Here is a 19,302-nt window from a genome sequence, read left to right as displayed (position 1 = left end):
TGCACGGTGGGCGCCACCGCCCCGCGCCGCGGGCAGTCGTCGGGAGCGGTCGAGACCCGAGCCGTGCGCAGGACCGTGCGCGGGCGGACGGCGCCCCGGATCGCCCTGCTGGCCTATAGCCCATGTGGCGCGGGAGCGAGATGGGCTAGGCGCGACATGCCCTGCTCTGGCGGTGTCAGCACGTCATGTTCGTTTGTGTTCCGCGGACAAACTAGCCGCGCCTGTCGTGTGCGTGCGGCGGGTCTGTCCAATCGAAGGAGTGACGTGAGAACCTCTCGTCAACGCGCCGGCGGGCGAACGCCGGTGCCTCGACGGATAACGGGGCTGGTGTCGGCTGCGGCCGTCATCACAGCCTCGTTCCTCGTCGGGGTAACCCCCACCACCGCGTCGGCGGCGACGAATGCACCACAGGTGCAGACGCTGCTGGCCAATACACTCGTCGACCAGCAGGACGACGAGATTCGCATCGACCTGGTCCTTCAGGTTCCGGCGGACTCGGTCAACCTCAACGCCAACCCGGGCGGAACCAGCGACTGGAACACGACCCACCTGCGTGTGGAGTTCGCCTTCCAGGGTGGCCCGACGCCCAACATGGACATGGTGTACATCAACACCTTGTCCGGAGGCGCTCAGGGGGCACAGCTCGAGGCGCAGAACACGGGCCAGGCGTGGACCGTCCACAAGGTCATCAAGTCGGGTGCGTACGACTACCTGGTGATGTCGCTCGAGGGCGACATGGGTGCGCCGTCGATGTACGACTACTCCGACCCGGGCGGCGTGCAGGGGCCGCTGGGCCTGCGCTTCACGCTGTGGAACAACGGCCAGGCGTCCAGCACGCCGACGTCCTACAACGTCCCGACGACGTACTTCTCGTCGACCCCGAGGGCTGAGAACGTCAGCGGGCCGGTCATCCCGACCCCGTTCGACGGCTCGTACGCGCTGAACCCGTCGAGCCAGGTGAACTGGGGCACGACGCTTGACTACGGGATCAACTTCGGCGGCATCGGGGGCAACCCCGGGGCCGGCATCCTCGGGCCGAACACCTACGGCGTCGAGATCAAGAACCCCGCATTCAACCCGGCCAACGGCACCCTGTCGGGACCGAACTGCTCGGTCAGCGACTCGTTCTGGTACGAGTGGGTGTATCAGGACAACTCACCGATCACGGCGATCAACACCGCTCCGGTGCACGTCACGGGCATCACCCCGAACCAGCTCGGAAGCGCCGCCTACCGCGTGGTCAACGCCACGCAGACCGGCTACGGCATGCAGCCGAGCGGGTTCGTCAACCACGGGCAGCCCGGTCTCACCCCGAACGGGGCGATGAAGGCTGACGGATCGATCGACTTCAACCAGGTCAAGGCTGCGGACGACCCGTCTGACACCGGCTACTACAAGCTGTTGGTGTGGCCCGAGGCGCACGACCCCGCCACCGTGACCTCGACCCAGGCGAACCGCCCCTGCCCGTCCTACCCGGACGCGGCTGCGGCTGCCGGTGCGGTCGACCAGGCACAGGTCCTGGCCACGCAGTTCTACAAGTTCGACCTCCAGCGTCCGGCTGCGCCGACCATCACGTCGCCCGCGAGCCAGTCGACGGTTGCGGACACGACGCCCACGATCTCCGGCACCGGTGTCCCCGGCGACTCGATCACCATCAAGAACGGCAACACGATCCTGCTCAACGGCTACGGCGCTGACGCGAGCGTCATCGTCGGCGCCGACGGCAAGTGGTCGTGGGACCTGACGCCTGCCCTGGCCGCGGGGACGTACGTCCTGACGGCCGAGCAGACGGAACGGGACTCGGGCTTCTACATGACGTCCGACCCGGCGAGCACCACGTTCCGGATCGCTTCGCCCGACCCGTCGAAGTCGACGCTCACGCTCGACAAGACGACGGCGATCGCCAACGGTACGGACGCGGTGACCGCGACCGTGCTGGTCCAGGACGCCAACGGTGGGATCGCGGGCCTCGCTGACTCCGTCTCGCTCAAGGTTCCTGCGGGCGTGAGCGTCACGGGTCCGGTGGACGCCGGCGGCGGCTCGTACACGTTCAAGCTGACGTCGAACGACGTCATCACGAACGGGACGGTGCAGGCCTTCCTCGACATGAGCGGCACGCCCACCAAGGTCGGCATCGACAAGACGGTGTCGTTCACGGTGAGCGACCCTGACGTGACCAAGTCGTCCTGGGTGGTCGACAAGGTCTCGGCGGCCGCCGACGGCACCGAGGAGATCACCGCGACCGTGACGGTCAAGGACACCCAGGAGCACGCTGTCCCGGGTGCGACGGTCGCGCTCCAGGTTCCTTCCGACGTCACGTCGGTCTCCCCGACCGTCGACAACGGCGACGGCACCTACACGATCAAGATGAAGTCGTCCAAGGTCGTCGTCAACGGCGCCGTCAAGGCCGTCGTCACGGTGCGCGGCTCCCCGGCGGAGATCCTGCCCGCGAAGACGGTGAGCTTCACCGCCGGTGCGGCAGACGCCGCCCACTCGTCCTTCGACGTCTCGCCCACCGCGGTGACCACGGACGTGGCCGCGGGCGTGCCGGTGACCGTCACGACGGCGGATGCGAGCGGCCACCCGGTGCCCGGTCAGGTCACCCTGACGGCTCCGAACGGTGCGCTCATCAAGCTCGCCGACGGCACCACGGCCCCGAGCGCGACGGTGCAGACCGATGCGAACGGTCGCGGGACGGCTGCTGTCGTCTCCGACAAGCCGGGTTCCTTCACGATCACTGCCAGCATCGGCGCGAACGCCGTCAGCAAGCTGCTGAACGACACGGCGACCTTCACGGTGGGAGCACCGTCCGCGGCGAAGTCGACCTTCGTCATCACCCCGGACAACGCGACCACGAAGCTTCCTGCCTCGGGCAAGGACGCGTACACCGGCACCGTGACCGTCAACGACGCGCACGGTGTGGCGGTGCCCAGCGCACCCGTCAAGCTGACCGTGCCCGCGGGGCTGACGGCCAAGGTCAACGGCTCGGCCGTGACCGACGGCCAGACGGTGACCGCCGGCGCTGACGGCAAGGTCGTCATCACCTACACCACGACGGCCGGCGGCAGCTACTCCGTCGGTGCGTTCGTGAACTCGGCCGATCGCGTCGGCGACGCCGAGATCCTCCAGTTCGAGTCCACCGAACCGGACACGAACAACCCGAACACCAAGTGGGTCCTGCTGGACTCGCCCGCGACTGCCGACGGCCAGGACACGGCGACGGTGCAGATCACACTGCGCGACTCCGGGGATCTTCCTGTCAAGGACCTCCCCGCGGCGTCGTTCAGGATCGACACCGACTCTGCCGTGCAGGTTTCCACCGTCACGCAGTCGAGCACGCCTGGCACCTACACGGCGACCCTGAAGTCGACCAAGTCCGGCACGTACCCGGTCTCGGTCCAGGTGATGTCGAACGGCACCTTCAAGACCGTCAGCACCTCGCCGCAGAACGTGGTCTTCGAGGCGGGCCCCGCTTCGGCCGCGCAGTCGACGATCCAGGTCACGACGGGTGCCGTCGAGGTTGGCGGCACGCACGACGTGACGGTGACCGTCAAGGACGCCAACGGCAACGCGGCCAAGGCCGGTGAGACCGTTCAGCTCACCGCCGCGACCGGCCTGCACTTCACCGGTTCGTGCTCTGGCACCACCTGCCAGGTCACGACCGACGCGAACGGCATCGCGAAGGCCACGGTGTCCTCGGACACCGCCGGCACCTACGCGGTGACCGCGACCATCGGCGGGACGTCCGTCCCGATCGTCAAGGACGGGTCGAACAACCCGCTCAACACCGCCACGTACAAGGAGGGCGTCGCGGTTGCGGCCAACTCCGACTGGGTGGTCACGGGATCGGCCCCGAAGAAGGCCGACGGCAAGGACGCGTACACCGGGAAGTTCACGGCGAAGGACGCCAAGGGCAACCTCGTGCCGGGAACCTCGGTCACGATCCGCGTCCCGAGCGATGTCCAGACCCGTGACGCGGGCGACCACCTGCTCGCCAACAGCGGCGGGACCGTGACGGTCACCACGGGGAGCGACGGCACCGTCACGGTGTCCTTCGTGACGCTCAAGGCCAACGCGTCGCCGGGCTACCCGGTGAGCGCGGCACTGGGCGGCAGCCAGGTCGACTCCGAGACGAACCTCGTGTTCGTCGGCACCGACCCCGACGTGACCAACTCGGGCACGAAGTGGGAGCTGGCGGGTTCGCCGGCGACCGCTGACGGAAAGGACTCGGTGACCGCGACGATCCACCTGGTGGACGCCAACGGGAACCCGGTCGCGGGTGCGGTCAAGGTCACGCCGTCGTCGTCGGATGTCAAGGCGAGCGCGCCGGTGGCCGTCAGCGGTCAGCCCGGTGTGTACACCGTCGAGCTGACCTCGACCAAGAAGGGCCAGTACACCGGCTCGGCCTTCGTGACGGTGGGTGGCGACGACAAGCAGATCAACCCTGCGAGCCTGTCGTACGAGTTCGTCTCGGGTCCGGTCTCGGTCCAGACCTCGGGCTACTCGGTGAGCTCGGGTCAGGTCGCCGCCGACGACACGGCGACGCACACGGTGACGGCGACGATCAAGGACGCGAGCGGCAACCCGGTCTCCGGTGAGCGCGTCACGTTCAACGTCGTGAGCCCGGCGCACTTCTCCAACGGTGCGCAGGCGATCGACGTCCAGACCGACGCCAACGGCGTGGCCACCGCTCCGATCGCCTCGGCGACGGCCGGAAGGTACGCGGTCACCGCTCGCGTCGCCGCGGGCAACCTGACGGGTGCCGCGGGTGCGACGGACGCGCTCTTCGCCGTCGGCGCCGCCGACGCGACGAAGTCGACGTGGCAGGTCACCGGCGCGGGCCCGAAGAAGGCTGACGGAATCGAGGCCTACACGGGCACGTTCCAGGCCAACGACGCGACGTCGAACCCGGTGCCGTACACCACCGTGACCATCAAGGTCCCGGCGGAGGTCACGGTCACGGACTCGTCCAGCCGCACGCTCACGCGTGACGCAGGAGCCGGGACGGTCACGGTCGTCACGGACGACAAGGGCAAGGCGACGGTCACCTTCACCTCGAAGGCCGCCGGCAGCTACGCGGGCGTGGGTGCCTACCTGGGCTCGACCCAGGTCGGTGCCGACTCCACCCTGGAGTTCGTCGCCGGGAACGTCGACGCGTCGAAGTCGACCTTCTCGGTCGCGACGACCGACGGTTCCGCGACTGTCGTCGCAGACGGCCGGGCGTCGTGGACCGCGACGATCGTGGCGAAGGACGGCAGCGGCAACCCGGTGTCCGGCGTCGCCAGCCAGCTCTCGGTCTCTTCGAGCGCCGGAAACGTCGTCAAGATCGGTCAGGTCGTCGAGGACCCGGCACACCCGGGCACCTACACGGCGCTGATCACCTCGACCACGCCCAACACGACGGCGGACCCGTCGTACCCGGTGACGGCCAAGACCGGCACCTCGCAGATCGGCCAGGAGCAGGACGTCGTCTTCGTGACGGGCGCTCCTGTGGGGTCGATGTCCGACCTGACCGCCGCGCCGACCTCGGTGCGCGCGGGCGGGACTGCGAAGTCGACCGTCACGGTCCGTCTTCGCGACGCTCAGGGGCACGCCCTGACGACGTCGGGCGGCGACGTGGAGATCTACGTCGTCGACGGCGAGGGCTCGGTCTCGAGCACCACGGACAACGGTGACGGCACCTACACCGCCACGGTTGGCTCGCTGGTGGAGGGCACGGGTGTCGTCTCGTTCCGGCTGAACGGCGCCGCCGTTCCGTCGAAGTCGGTGACGATCAGCTTCACCGATGCCACCGCGCCTTCGGCGCCGGTGGTGAACCCGACGAACGGCAAGACCGTCACGGGTACCGGTGAGACTGCGGGCGACACCATCACGGTGAAGTCGGGCGACTCGGTGCTGTGCACCGCCAAGGTCCAGTCCGACGGTTCGTGGTCCTGCACGCCGGCCCCCGCTCCCGCTGACGGCACCAAGCTGTCGGTCACGGAGACGGACCCGACGGGCAACGAGTCGCCTGCCACGCAGGTGACGGTGGACGCCAAGGTGCCCGGCAAGCCGGTGGTCGACCCGACCGACGGCTCCAAGGTCACGGGCAAGGCCGAGCCTGGCTCGACCGTGACGGTGACCGACCCGGCGACGGGTGCGGAGCTGTGCACCGTCAAGGCCGACCTGACGGGCAAGTTCACCTGCACGCCGGACGAGCCGATCGCCGACGGGACGACCGTCGAGGTGACGGCGAAGGACGCTGCCGGGAACGAGTCGGCACCGACCGAGGTGACCGTGGACTCCGCGGCCCCCAAGGCCCCGGTCGTCGACCCGTCGAACGGTGGCGAGGTGACCGGTTCGGCCGAGCCCAACTCGACCGTGAAGGTGACCGACCCGGAGACCGGCGACGTGCTGTGCACGGCGAAGGCCGACGCGACGACGGGCAGGTTCACGTGTGACCTGGTGCCCGACGTCACGGAGGACGGCACGAACCTCGAGGTCACGGCGACCGACCCGACGGGCAACGAGTCCCCGGCCACCGAGGTGACCGTGGACACGGCGGCTCCGGCGGCTCCGGCGGTCAACCCGACGAACGGCAAGACCGTCACGGGTACCGGCGAGACCGCGGGCGACACCATCACGGTGATGTCGGGCGACTCGGTGCTGTGCACCGCCAAGGTCAAGTCCGACGGAACGTGGGGCTGCAACCCGTCGCCGACGCCCACGGACGGCACCACGCTGTCCGTGACGGAGTCCGACGCCAGCGGCAACACCTCGCCTGCCACGCAGGTGACGGTGGACGCCAAGGCGCCCGGCAAGCCGGTGGTCGACCCGACCGACGGCTCCAAGGTCACGGGCAAGGCCGAGCCTGGCTCGACCGTGACGGTGACCGACCCGGCGACGGGTGCGGAGCTGTGCACGGCGAAGGCCAACGCGACGACGGGCAAGTTCACCTGCACGCCGGACGAGCCGATCGCCGACGGGGCCACCGTCGAGGTGACGGCGAAGGACGCTGCCGGGAACGAGTCGGCACCGACCGAGGTGACCGTGGACTCCGCGGCCCCCAAGGCCCCGGTGGTCGACCCGTCGAACGGTGGCGAGGTGACCGGTTCGGCCGAGCCCAACTCGACCGTGAAGGTGACCGACCCGGAGACCGGCGACGTGCTGTGCACGGCGAAGGCCGACGCACAGGGCAAGTTCACCTGTGAGCCTGACCCGGCCATCGAGGACGGCGCCACCGTCGAGGTGACGGCGACCGACCCGGCCGGCAACAAGTCCCCGGCCACCGACGTGACCATCGACGCCTCGGCGCCGGCGGCCCCGGAGGTGAACCCGACGAACGGCAAGACCGTCACGGGCACCGGTGAGACTCCTGGCGACACCATCACGGTGAAGTCGGACGACACCACGCTGTGCACCGCCAAGGTCAAGGCCGACGGCACCTGGTCCTGCACGCCGCTCCCGACCCCGGGTGACGGCGCGGAGCTCACCGTGACCGAGACGGACCCCACGGGGAACGTGTCGGACTCGACCACGGTGACGGTCGACGCCACGGCGCCGAAGGCGCCCAAGGTCGACCCGACCAACGGTGACAAGGTGACCGGCGTGGCCGAGCCCGACTCGACCGTGAAGGTGACCGACCCGGAGACCGACGTCGTGCTGTGCACGGCGAAGGCCGACTCGCGGGGCAACTTCACCTGCACGCCGGAGGACCCGATCGCCGACGGGACGACCGTCGACGTGACGGCCACCGACCCGGCGGGCAACGTGTCGAACCCGACCGAGGTGACCGTCGACGGTTCGGCTCCGGGCTCCCCGGTGGTGGACCCGTCGAACGGGTCGAACGTGGGTGGCACCGGCGAGACGCCGGGCGACAAGATCACCGTCACGGACGACGAGGGCACGACCCTCTGCACCGCGACGGTCCAGGCCGACAAGACCTGGTCGTGCACGCCGCAGCCGACGCCGGAGGACGGCGACGAGATCACGGTCACCGAGACGGACAAGACCGGGAACGAGTCGGGCGAGACCACGAAGGTGATCGACGCGACGGCTCCGGACGCCCCGGTGGTCAACCCGTCGAAGGGTGACAAGGTGACGGGGTCGGCCGAGGCCGGCTCGACCGTGACGGTCACCGACCCGGAGACCGGCGACGTGCTGTGCACGGCGACGGCGACCTCTGCGGGCAAGTTCTCCTGCGCCATCAACCCTGCCGTCCCGAACGGGACGCAGCTCGAGGCAACGGCGACCGATCCCGCGGGCAACGTCTCGGACCCGACGGAGTTCACCACGGACTCCAAGGCGCCGGGCAAGCCGCAGGTCAACCCGAGCGACGGGGCCTCGTTCACCGGCAAGGCCGAGCCTGGCTCGACCGTGACGGTGACGGACCCTGAGACCGGCGACGTGCTGTGCACGGCGAAGGCCAACGCGACGACGGGCAGGTTCACCTGCACGCCGGACGAGCCGATCGCCGACGGGGTGACCGTCGAGGTGACGGCCACCGACCCGGCCGGCAACGAGTCGCGCCCGACCGAGGTGACCGTGGACTCCACGGCCCCCGCGGCACCGGTCGTCGACCCGAGCAACGGCGAGAAGGTCACGGGCAAGGCCGAGCCTGGCTCGACCGTGACGGTGACCGACCCGTCGACCGGCGACCTGCTGTGCAAGGCGACGGCCGACGCGCAGGGTACGTTCACCTGCACGCCGAACCCGGCCATCGAGGACGGCGCCACCGTCGAGGTGACGGCGACCGACCCGGCCGGCAACGAGTCCCCGGCCACCGATGTGACAGTCGACGCCTCGGCGCCGGCCGCGCCGACGGTGGCACCCACCCAGGGTGACAAGGTCACGGGCACGGCTGAGCCTGGCTCGACCGTGACGGTGACCGACCGTGGGACCGGAGAGGTGCTGTGCACCGCGAAGGTCAACACTGCCGGCAAGTTCACCTGCGACGTCGACCCCGATGCCCCGAACGACACCGTTCTGGACGTGACGGCGACGGACAAGGCAGGCAACACCTCCCCGGCGACGACCGTCACGACGGACAGCCTCGCTCCCGATGCCCCGGTGGTGAACCCCGGCAACGGCAGCGTGGTCCGTGGGACGGCCGAGCCTGGTTCGAAGGTCGTCCTCAAGGACGCCACGGGCAAGGTTCTCGGCACGGTCACGGCCGACGAGGACGGTGAGTGGTCGATCACCCCGAACCGGGCTCTCACGCCGGGCGAGGAGGTCTCCGCGACCGCAACGGACGCCGCTGGCAACGTGTCCGACAAGGCGACCGCGTTGGTCCTGGGCGAGGCGGGTCACCCCGGCTTGCACGTGACCGTGGACGCGGTGGCCAAGGACGCCAACGGCGCGACGGCTGCGAGCATCGACTCGGTGTACGACACGGTGAAGGTCACCTTCACGGTGACGAACACCGGCGACGAGACGGTGAGCGGTCTGACCATCGCCCCGTCGTTCCCGCTCGGTCACGCGGACGGCCTGTCCGACATCGCGTGCCCGTCGTGGGAGCTCGCTCCCGGCGCGGCGGTCACCTGCTCGGCGATCTACGACGTCACGCAGGTCGACCTCGACAACGGCACGGTGACGGTCGCGGCCGTCGTGACCGGCGACGCCCACGCCGCAGACGGTGTGACGGTGACCAAGGTCACCTCGAACCGTAGCGACGACAGCGTCACGGTGAGCGGCGTCTCGGTCGGTGCCAAGCTGGTGAAGTCGGCCAAGGTGACCCGCACCGTCAACGGTCAGCCGACCGTCGTCGCGCGGGCCAACAGGGTGGGCGACACGGTGACGTACGTGTTCACGCTGTACAACACCGGTGGTGTCACCCTCACGAGGCCGCAGGTCTCCGACCCGCTCGCGGGCCTGTCCGCGGTCGATTGCCCGGCGACCCAGGCGATCGCGCCGGGAGAGAACCTCGCCTGCACGGCGACCTACCAGGTCACCCAGGCGGATCTCGCGGCCGGTCAGATCGTCAACACCGCGACGGCGACGCTTCAGGCGCCCGCTGCCGTGGGCCGCTCGGTCAACACCGCGGCGTCCTCGGTCGTGATCCCCACGCGGGCCGCGACCGACGACTCCGACGGTGACGGCATCCCGGATGTCGACGAGGGTGATGGCGACACCGATGGTGACGGTATCCCGGACTACCAGGACCCCGACTCCGATGGTGACGGCATCCCGGATGTCGACGAGGGTGATGGCGACACCGATGGTGACGGTATCCCGGACTACCAGGATCCCGACTCCGATGGTGACGGCATCCCGGATGTCGACGAGGGTGATGGCGACACCGATGGTGACGGTATCCCGGACTACCAGGATCCCGACTCCGATGGTGACGGCATCCCGGATGTCGACGAGGGTGATGGCGACACCGATGGTGACGGCGTTCCGGACTACCAGGACACCGACTCCGATGGTGACGGCATCCCTGACCGCATCGAGGGTGATGGCGACACCGATGGTGACGGCGTTCCGGACTACCTGGACACCGACTCCGATGGTGACGGCATCCCGGACCGGACCGAGGGCTCGGGTGACGCCGACAACGACGGCATCCCGAACTTCCAGGACACCGACTCGGACAACGACGGCATCCCCGACCGCGTCGAGGGCACCGGCGACACCGATGGTGACGGCGTTCCGGACTACCTGGACACCGACTCCGACGGCGACGGCATCCCCGACCGGCAGGAAGGGAACGGCGACACCGATGGTGACGGCATCCCGGACTACAAGGACACCGACTCCGACGGCGACGGCATCCCCGACCGGCAGGAAGGGACTGGCGACAAGGACGGCGACGGAATCCCGGACTACAAGGACAACGACGCCCAGGACACCGATGGTGACGGCATCCCCGACGTGATCGAGGGTGATGGCGACACCGATGGTGACGGCATCCCGGACTACCGGGACACCGACTCGGACGGCGACGGGATCCCCGACGCGGACGAGGGCACGGGTGACCCTGATGGTGACGGCATCCCGAACTTCCAGGACACCGACTCGGACGGCGACGGGATCCCCGACGCGGACGAGGGCACGGGTGACCCTGATGGTGACGGCATCCCGAACTACCAGGACACCGACTCGGACGGCGACGGGATCCCCGACGCGGACGAGGGCACGGGTGACCCTGATGGTGACGGCAAGCCGAACTACCAGGACACCGACTCGGACGGCGACGGGATCCCCGACGCGGACGAGGGCACGGGTGACCCTGATGGTGACGGCAAGCCGAACTACCAGGACACCGACTCGGACGGCGACGGCATCCCCGACGCCAACGAGGGCACCGGTGACCCTGATGGTGACGGCAAGCCGAACTACCAGGACCCCGACTCGGACGGCGACGGCATCCCCGACGCCAACGAGGGTCAGGGTGACACCGACGGCGACGGAGTCCCGGACTACCAGGACACCGACTCGGACGGCGACGGGGTTCCCGACGCCAACGAGGGCCAGGGCGACACCGACGGTGACGGCATCCCGGACTACCGGGACGCCGACTCCTGGCCGGGTTCGCGGACCACGGGCCGCGGTCCGTCGTTCGGCACCGGTGGTGCCGGCGGGTCCGCTCCCGCGCCGAGCCAGGCTCCGGCGGGGACGACCCTGCCGGGCGTGCTCGGCGAGGCCACGGTGATCCGCAAGCGCCGCTGGGCAGTTCGCTGACCCACACGGTCACCGGAAGGTCCGGATGACCGTCTGAACGGGCTCGGGCCCCCTCCCCACGGGGAGGGGCCCGAGCCTTCTTCACGCCCGGAGACGGCGCCGGACCGCAGGTCAGGCATGCTTCCGGGTGCAGCGCACGGGCGCCGAAGGGACGGACCGCGACGCCGCTTGGCCTGCGTGCGACACGTCGGCCGGTCCGCGGTTCCGACGGGCCACACTCAGTCCGGAGTCGCCCCCCTGCCGCAGATGCGGGGGCGGGGGGAGCGGCGCGCGAGCGCCCGAATTCGACAAGGACGCACAACGTGAGGCGATTCTTCGCTGTGGCCGGCCTCGTAGCCGTGCTCGGCACTGGACTCGGTGCCAGCACGAGCTCGGCGGCCACATTGGAACTCGCCGGCAGGTCGGCGGCGCGCGTCGCGCACGAGCCGACGACGCCCGCGCCGGCGGACACGCCCGCGCCGGCCGAGACGCCCGCGCCGGCGGCTTCGCCTGAGCAGTCGGGCGCCGGAGAGCAGGCGCGGGAGTACGTGACGATCGACTCGTGCGGCGCCGAAGGCGAGTCATATGTCGCCAAGGGCCGGGTCACGAACCCGACGCGGGGCGATCTCGCGTTCGACATCGACGTGTTCTTCGCGACCGCGGAAGGCACCGTCGTCGGCCGGACACAGGCGGTCGCGACCGCTGCGGCGGGCGAGACGGAGCCGTGGAGAGCGAGCGCGGTCACGGGCGGCGCTGACGCGCGCTGCGTGCTCGGCGTCGTCACCGCGGAACAGACGAGCTTGTCGGGATCTGGAGGCGTCATGGGAGGCTGGCGGCCTGTCGTGCTCGGTGCGCTCGCGGCGATCGCTGTCGCGTCGGCTGGGGTCGCGATCGCGCGTTACCGCAGGCTGCGGCGCGGCCAGGCCGAGGTGCCGGCGGCGGGGCCATCCTCGACGCGCCCGCTCTCGACGTGTCCGGTTCCGGCGTCGGGCTGGACTTCCCGTTCGAGGGTCCGGAGGAGACGTTCGGCGTCGATCCGGACGTCGACCTGGAGATCACGCCCGAGCTTGAGCCCGAGGTCGAGCCCGAGGTCGAGGCTGAGCCTGAGTCGGCGCTCGAGCCCGAGCCCGAGCCCGAGGCCGAGGCCGAGCCCGAGCCCGAGCCCGAGGCCGAACCTGAGCCCGAGGCCGAGGCCGAGCCCGAGGCCGAGCCCGAGCCCGAGCCCGAGCCCGAGCCCGAGCCCGAGCCCGAACCGCTGGTCGACGTCGCGGCCGTCGCGGCTGCGCCCGTCTTCCAGCCGAAGTGGCCGTCGGTCGCGCAGTCGGCCGCCCCGGACGGGGAGGCGGCGCAGGGCGTGCTCGACGAGGTGGCCGCGGAGGCGGCACCTACCGTGTCGGCCGACGTCGAGGTCGTGGAAGAGCACGCGGAGCCCGCGGAGGAGCAGGCCGAGACGGTGCAGCCCTCCGTGGCCGGCGACGACCCGGGGCTCGACCCGGGCGACGACTGGCTGGCGGACCTGTGGGGCGCCGACGACGAGGATGCCGCCGACGCGAGCGTGGACGCCGACGTCGCCGTCGGTGCGGCGCCGGTGCTCTCGGCGGACGCGGGCGTCACGGAGTCGGGTCTCGACTGGCTCGATGACCTCGGCGTTGACGTCCTGGACCTCTCCGACGAGTTCGACGGCGCGGCGGAGCCGCCCGCCCCGGCCCGCTCCGCACCTGAGGTGGCGGCTTCGTCGACGGAGGACGGCACGTCGGCCGGGCAGGACGACGACGACTGGCTCACCGCGCTCCTTGGTGAGGAGGAGTAGTCGATGCGGCGCACGACCGATCGAACAGGCAAGGACCGTCACAAGGTGAGCGCGCTGCTCACGGCGAGAGAGGAACGCGAGATGACGGCGGAGACCGTGGCTGAGGCGCCTGCAGGGTTCCCTCGCGCACCGGGTGACGCGGAGCTCGTCCAGCGAGCCGCTTCAGGCGACGAGACCGCGTTCGCCTGGCTGTGGGAGCGGACGCAGCCGGCGGTCCGGCGCGCCTGGGCGGCGCTGAGCGCCGGCGTGGAGGGGCGGGAAGTGCCTCTCGATGCCGTGGGGACACAGCTGTGGCGTGCGGTGCGCGGCGGGAACGGCCCGGCGGGGTATGACCTGAGGCTCTTCCTGTACACGCTGCTGCAGCGTGCGGACGGCTCGCCGAAGGAGCGGCCTGCGAGCGACGACCGGCCCGGTGGTGCGCCGGTCGAGAAGCTCTTCGTGGCGCTGCCCGGCTTGGTGCGTGAGGCGATCTGGTACCACGACGTCGAGGGGGTGTCGTCGGCGGAGGCCTCGACGCACCTGGGCACCGAGGTGGAGTCGCTGGACGCACGCTTCGCGAAGGCGCGCAGCGTGTTGCGTACGTCGTGGCTCAAGTCCCGGCTCGAGGGTGAGACGAACCTGGGTGCGTGCCGGACGTCGGTCGAGCTGGTGGCTCGGCTCGCCAAGGGTGAGCGCCCGGAGCCGGCCGCTGCGAAGGCTCTGCGTGAGCACGTGCAGTCGTGCGAGCGGTGCCGGCGCATCGTGTCGGACCTGCGCGCTCTGGAGCGCACGATGGCCCGCCACCTGCTGGCGATGGCTCTCGGTGACGACGCCGCAGGACGCTGGCTCGCGGGGTCCGGGAAGCCGGAGGCCGCACCGACGTCGGCTGCCGACAAGGAGCAGCCGCCGACGCCGGAGCCGCAGCCTGCGCCCGAACCCGAACCGGAGCCGCAGCCGGAGCCCGAGCCCGAGCCGCAGCCGGAGCCCGAGCCGCAGCCCGAGCCCGAACCGGAGCCGCAGCCGCAGCCCGAGCCCGAACCGGAGCCGCAGCCGGAGCCGGAGCCGCAGCCCGAGCCCGAACCCGAGCCCGAACCCGAGCCCGAACCCGAACCCGAGCCCGAGCCCGAGCCCGAACCCGAGCCCGAACCCGAGCCCGAGCCCGAGCCCGAACCTGCCGCCGCGTCCCTTGCGGCACCTGAGCCCGAGCCCGAAGCGTTGCGCGTCGTCACGCTCGAGCCGGTCGGCCACCTGTCGCCCGCGGACCTGCCGGACCTGCCGGACCTGACGGCACCCGCTGCCGCCGCAGCCGCACCCGAGCAGCCTGCAGCCGTATCCGAGCAGCCCGCAGCCGCGCCCGAGCCCGTCGCCGAGCCGTTCGCGGAGTTGCCGCGTGAGCCGGAGCGGATCGTGCGGTCCAAGCCGATCGAGATCGAGCCGATGCCGGGGTGGGCGCGCGAGACGGGACCTGCCCGGGAGATGCCGCCGTCGATCCCGCCGGCTGCCGCGACGATGATGCTGCCGACGGTCGGGTCGGCCGCTTCCGGCTGGGCCGGGGGCGTCGTCGGCCAGGTCGAGGAGGAGGTCTGGGACCCGTTCGCCGATCCGGCGCTCGACGAGGACGACGACGTGGTGTCGGAGCCGGCGGCCGGGGCGCCCGAGGTGGTGCCGGCCGTTGCCCTGGAGGTGGCGGTCGCGGACGCGCCCGTGAGCGTGGAGGCTCCGTTGTCCGCGGATGCGGTGCGTGTCCCGGCGGACGGCGCCGACGACGAGGCGCCGGTGACGGACGAGGAGACGTCGGCGCTGCATCCGTATCTGATCTTCGACCTGACTGACCCGAACGCGATCCCGCGGCTGAACCTGAAGGGGATCGTCGAGGCCAAGGCGCGTGCGCAGGACGTCGCGCGCCGGTGCGTGGGTGAGTTCGACGCGGGCCGCGGGCACGGTGAGGCGTGGGTGGCCGACGAGAGCCACGGCGACTGGGGGCAGAACCTCAGCTCGTTGTCCTCGCTCGAGTGGGCTGAGCCGTTGGCGGCCGAGACGGTGGTCGAGGCGCCGGGGGACGGCACTTTCACCGCGGTGGTGCGTTTCTGCGGGGGGGACGGGGCGCCCGCGCTGCGCGCGGTCGGCCCGGACTGGGACACGCAGTGGTGGGGCAGCGGGGAGACCTTGCATGTCGCCATCCGGGCGGTGACGGTCCGCACCCACTACGGGCTCTTGGGGACTGCGCAGCCCTCGACGGTCGAGTTCCTCGACGCCGAGGTCACCTCCTGACCGCGGCCGGTTGTCCGGACCGCTTCACAGCACTCGCAAGACCGATCACACGAGAAGGAACACCATGGCCCAGTTCACGGCACCGAGTGTGGTGCGTAGCCAGTCCATCGGGGACATTCCCCGTCGTACTGCCGTTCGTTACCCTGACGCGCTCGCGATCATCGACGGCGACACCAAGATCACCTACCAGCAGCTCGATGTCCTGTGCGACAACGTCGCCGCGTCCGCTCAGGCAGCGGGGTCGGCAAGGGCCAGGTCGTCATGGTGATGTCCCGCAACTGCTGGCAGTTCGGGGTTCTGCCGTGGGCGATGGCCCGCGCGGGGGCGGTGCTGGCCCCGGTCAACACGTTCTTCACCTCCGAGGAGGTCGCCAAGCTGATCGAGCTGGTGAACCCGAAGGTGTTCGTGACCGACCGGCAGTCGGCGGAGACGGCCGCCGCGGCGCTCGAGCTGGCCGGGCGTGGCGACGTCGTGCGTCTGGCGATCGAGCCCAACCAGAAGGCCACCGAGGCCGGGTGGGGTGATCTGGGTGCGTGGGTGACCGAGGAGGGCACGCCCGAGCCGGTCGACGTCGAGGACGACGAGCCGGTGCGGTACATGTTCACCTCGGGCACCGAGGCGACCCCGAAGGCCGTGGTGCTGACGTCGCGCTCGCTGCTGTGGCAGTACGCGTCGGTCGTCGCCGACGGCGAGTACGAGCGCGGCGACGTCGACCTGCACTTCATGCCGATGTACCACACGGGGCAGATGGACGGGTTCTTCGGCCCCGACCTGTACATCGGTGCGACGAACGTGATCGTGCGCAGCGGGGCACCGGCCGAGGTCTTCAAGGCGATCAAGCAGTACAAGGTCTCGAAGATCTTCGCCACGCCGACCAAGTGGATCGAGATCCTGGGCTCCGACCAGTTCGACCCGGCGATCTTCGACGGCGTCAAGAAGGCCTACTACGGCGCGTCGGCCATGCCGGTGCAGGTGCTGCGCCAGCTGCGCGAGGCCCTGCCGCACGTGCGGCTGTGGAACTACTACGGGCAGACGGAGATGGCTCCGCTGGCCACGATCCTGCCGCCCGAGGACCAGATCGCGTTCCCCGGCTCGGCCGGGCGCCCTGCGCTCAACGTGGAGATGGCGATCCTCGACGAGGCGGACAAGCCCGTCGCCGACGGCGTGCTGGGGGAGATCTGCTTCCGGTCGCCGCACGCCTCGCTCGGCTACTACAACGACGAGGCCGCCACCCGCCAGCTCTTCCGCTCCGGCTGGCTGCACACCGGCGACGTCGGGTACCGGGCACCCACCGGGCGCCTGTACTTCGTGGACCGGATCAAGGACACCATCAACATCGGCGGCGAGAACGTCTCGACGGTCGAGGTCGAGAACGCGATCCTCGCCCACGAGAACGTCGCCGAGGTCGCCGTGTTCGGGGTCGCCGACCCCGTCTACCTGGAGGCCATCGTCGCCGTCGTGGTTCCCCGCGACGGCGCCCGCCTCGACCAGAAGACGGTCCAGGGCTTCGCGCGCAAGCACGTCGCCGGGTTCAAGGTTCCTCGCCACGTGTTCGTCGTCGAGGCCCTGCCCAAGAACGCGACGGGCAAGGTGCTCAAGAAGCAGCTGCGCGAGCAGTACAGCAACGTCGGCATCTGATGCGGCACACGCCGGGCAGGAGGCGCGGACCACGCCCGCGCGCCTGCCCGGCGCTGTGTGCGCGTGTTCACCCGAGGAGGAGCAAGTGCCCCGACACCGTCACGTCCAGCCGGACGCGACCATGCCGAGCGCCCCGGCGTCCGGTGCGTCGGACGGCGCAGTGCGCCGACGGCGGCGCTGGTGGCCGGTGTGGCGCCCGGCGGGTGTCTCCGCCGCGGCGCTGGTCGCCCTGGTGCTGGTAGCGGCGACCGCGCCGTCGACGCACGGTGAGCCGCTCCCCGACATGGACGGCCACCTCGTCGTGGCCGACCCGGGCAGCGTCCCGAGCGTGAGCGAGGTCTCCCGGATGAAGCTGGTCGACGACATCGGCATGCGGGTCCAGGTGCCCAAGGTGGGCCTGGACGCACCGCTGGGCGAGATGAACGAGGTCGACGGCATGATCCGGCCGCCGGGGTTCACGTCCGTGTACCTCGTGCGCAACATGGGCGTCGACCTCGACCACGCCTCCGAGGGCACCGTCTACATGGCGACCCACTCGGTGCGCGGCGGGCGTGCGCCCGGCAACTACCTGATCAACATCCCGCAGGGCATCGCGACCGTCGGACCTGGCGACGAGGTGCGCGTCTCCGACCTCGTCTACCACGTGACGGCGGTCGAGCTCATCCCCAAGACCCAGCTGCCGTCGGTGGCGCGCCTGTGGGAGCCGCAGCCTGGGCGCCTCGTGCTCGTGACCTGCTTGCAGCGCGCTGCCGGGCGCTCGCTGAAGAATCTGGTGGTCGAGGCCACCTTGGCAGAGTGATCCCGCGCCCCCCGTCCCTGCGACCGCGCCGGTGGACCGGCGGCGGAGCGTGCCTGGCCGTGCTGGCGCTCGCCGCGGTGCCGGCCGTGCTGCCGGCCGCGGCGAGTGCCGGGGAGGGCGGGGAGGATCCCCTCGAAGTGACGGTGTCGGCCCGTGTCGACGGCGCCGGCACCGCCGTCGTCGCGAGCGCGGACGACGAGATCCGCTTCGACGTCGTGGTGACGAACCGCGGGTCCGACCCGGTGCGGGGGTTGCGCGTCGAGAGCCGGCCGGAGCTGGCCCTCGGCCGGCTCGGGGCCGCGACGGCGTGCGGTTCCGCCGCCCTCGGTCACGGTGAGTCGACGCGGTGCACCGTGGGGTACGACGTCGCGCAGGCCGATCTCGACAACGGTGTCGTGGTCGTGCGGTTCGCCGCCGCGGGTGCGGGCGCGGAGGCCGAGTCCGTCGCGGCCGTCGAGGCGCGCCAGGTGCCGTCGCTGGCCGTGCGGACGACGGCAGCGGTCCTGGACCGGCCCGGGCACGCCGGCGAGGGCGCACGGGTGGAGTTCGCCGTGGCCGTCACGGCCGACGGCAACGTCACGCTGCGCCGTCTTGCCGCCCGGCTCCAGGTGACGGCGGGGGCGCGCGTCGTCGACGTGGACGCCCCGTGCGACGCCGCGGTGCTGGCGCCGGGCGAGGACACGCGGTGCGTCGGGGTCGTGGACGTCGAGCCTCCGCTCGGCGACCCGCTGACCGTCCGGGGCGCCGGGGTCGTGCTGGCCGAGGGCCCCGCAGGGGTCGAGCCGGTCGAGGGCCGGGCGTCCGAGGCCGTCGTCGGGCTTGCCGCGAGCGTGCCCACGCCCGCGGCGGCGTCCGCGACCCCGACCCCGCAGGACGGCGCGGTCGCGGGGACGGGCGGGCACGCAGTGGCCGGGCGCGCGTGGCCGGCCGCGCTCGGCAGCCCGGCGGCCGTGCTCGCCGTGCTCGCCGTGTTGGTCGGGCTGGTCGGGCTGGTCGGGCTGGTCGCGCGGCGCGGTCGGCCCAGGCGCGACGCCGGCCCGTCTCGATGCGTCACGGTCGCGGCCCCGATGCCTCCGGGGGAAAGACTGCGACGTGACGGCGTCCAGGCTCCGCCCCCTGGGCGCGCGGACCGCAGACGGGAGAGAGTGTCGTGAAGCCGTTCCGT

7 protein-coding genes are annotated in these 19,302 nt (G+C 71.2%); all 7 read left to right on the top strand.

Annotated features, from left to right (window positions below; genetic code table 11):
* Positions 1-327: 327 nt before the first annotated feature.
* The 7 genes from ET495_RS11660 (at position 328) to ET495_RS17725 (ending at position 19,291) form a co-directional block, all read left to right on the top strand.
* A complete protein-coding gene (locus tag ET495_RS11660) occupies positions 328-11,661 on the top strand; it encodes an Ig-like domain-containing protein (protein WP_162616461.1) in 11,334 nt (3,777 codons plus the stop codon).
* Positions 11,662-12,610: 949 nt separating this feature from the next.
* The gene (locus ET495_RS18195) at positions 12,611-13,450 is read left to right on the top strand and encodes a hypothetical protein (RefSeq protein ID WP_211340836.1); all 840 of its coding nucleotides are present in this window, start codon (positions 12,611-12,613) and stop codon (positions 13,448-13,450) included.
* A 45-nt stretch (positions 13,451-13,495) separates the two neighbouring features.
* Positions 13,496-15,700 (top strand): hypothetical protein, encoded by a 2,205-nt coding sequence (locus tag ET495_RS18190; protein ID WP_211340835.1) that lies wholly within the window; start codon positions 13,496-13,498, stop codon positions 15,698-15,700.
* A 64-nt stretch (positions 15,701-15,764) separates the two neighbouring features.
* The gene (locus ET495_RS11640) at positions 15,765-15,968 is read left to right on the top strand and encodes a hypothetical protein (RefSeq protein WP_129204945.1); all 204 of its coding nucleotides are present in this window, start codon (positions 15,765-15,767) and stop codon (positions 15,966-15,968) included.
* The gene (locus tag ET495_RS11635; protein ID WP_162616459.1) at positions 15,968-17,338 is read left to right on the top strand and encodes an AMP-binding protein; all 1,371 of its coding nucleotides are present in this window, start codon (positions 15,968-15,970) and stop codon (positions 17,336-17,338) included. Before ET495_RS11640 ends, ET495_RS11635 begins: the two co-directional genes overlap by 1 nt.
* 85 nt (positions 17,339-17,423) lie before the next feature.
* The gene (locus ET495_RS11630; RefSeq protein ID WP_129204943.1) at positions 17,424-18,137 is read left to right on the top strand and encodes a class F sortase; all 714 of its coding nucleotides are present in this window, start codon (positions 17,424-17,426) and stop codon (positions 18,135-18,137) included.
* A complete protein-coding gene (locus ET495_RS17725) occupies positions 18,134-19,291 on the top strand; it encodes a DUF7507 domain-containing protein (RefSeq protein ID WP_162616458.1) in 1,158 nt (385 codons plus the stop codon). Before ET495_RS11630 ends, ET495_RS17725 begins: the two co-directional genes overlap by 4 nt.
* The last annotated feature ends 11 nt before the right edge of the window (positions 19,292-19,302 follow it).

The organism is Xylanimonas allomyrinae (assembly GCF_004135345.1).
In the GTDB taxonomy this organism is placed as follows: domain Bacteria; phylum Actinomycetota; class Actinomycetes; order Actinomycetales; family Cellulomonadaceae; genus Xylanimonas; species Xylanimonas allomyrinae.
Note: the sequence above shows the minus strand (reverse complement) of the source record. Positions and strands in the feature narration are given on the sequence as shown.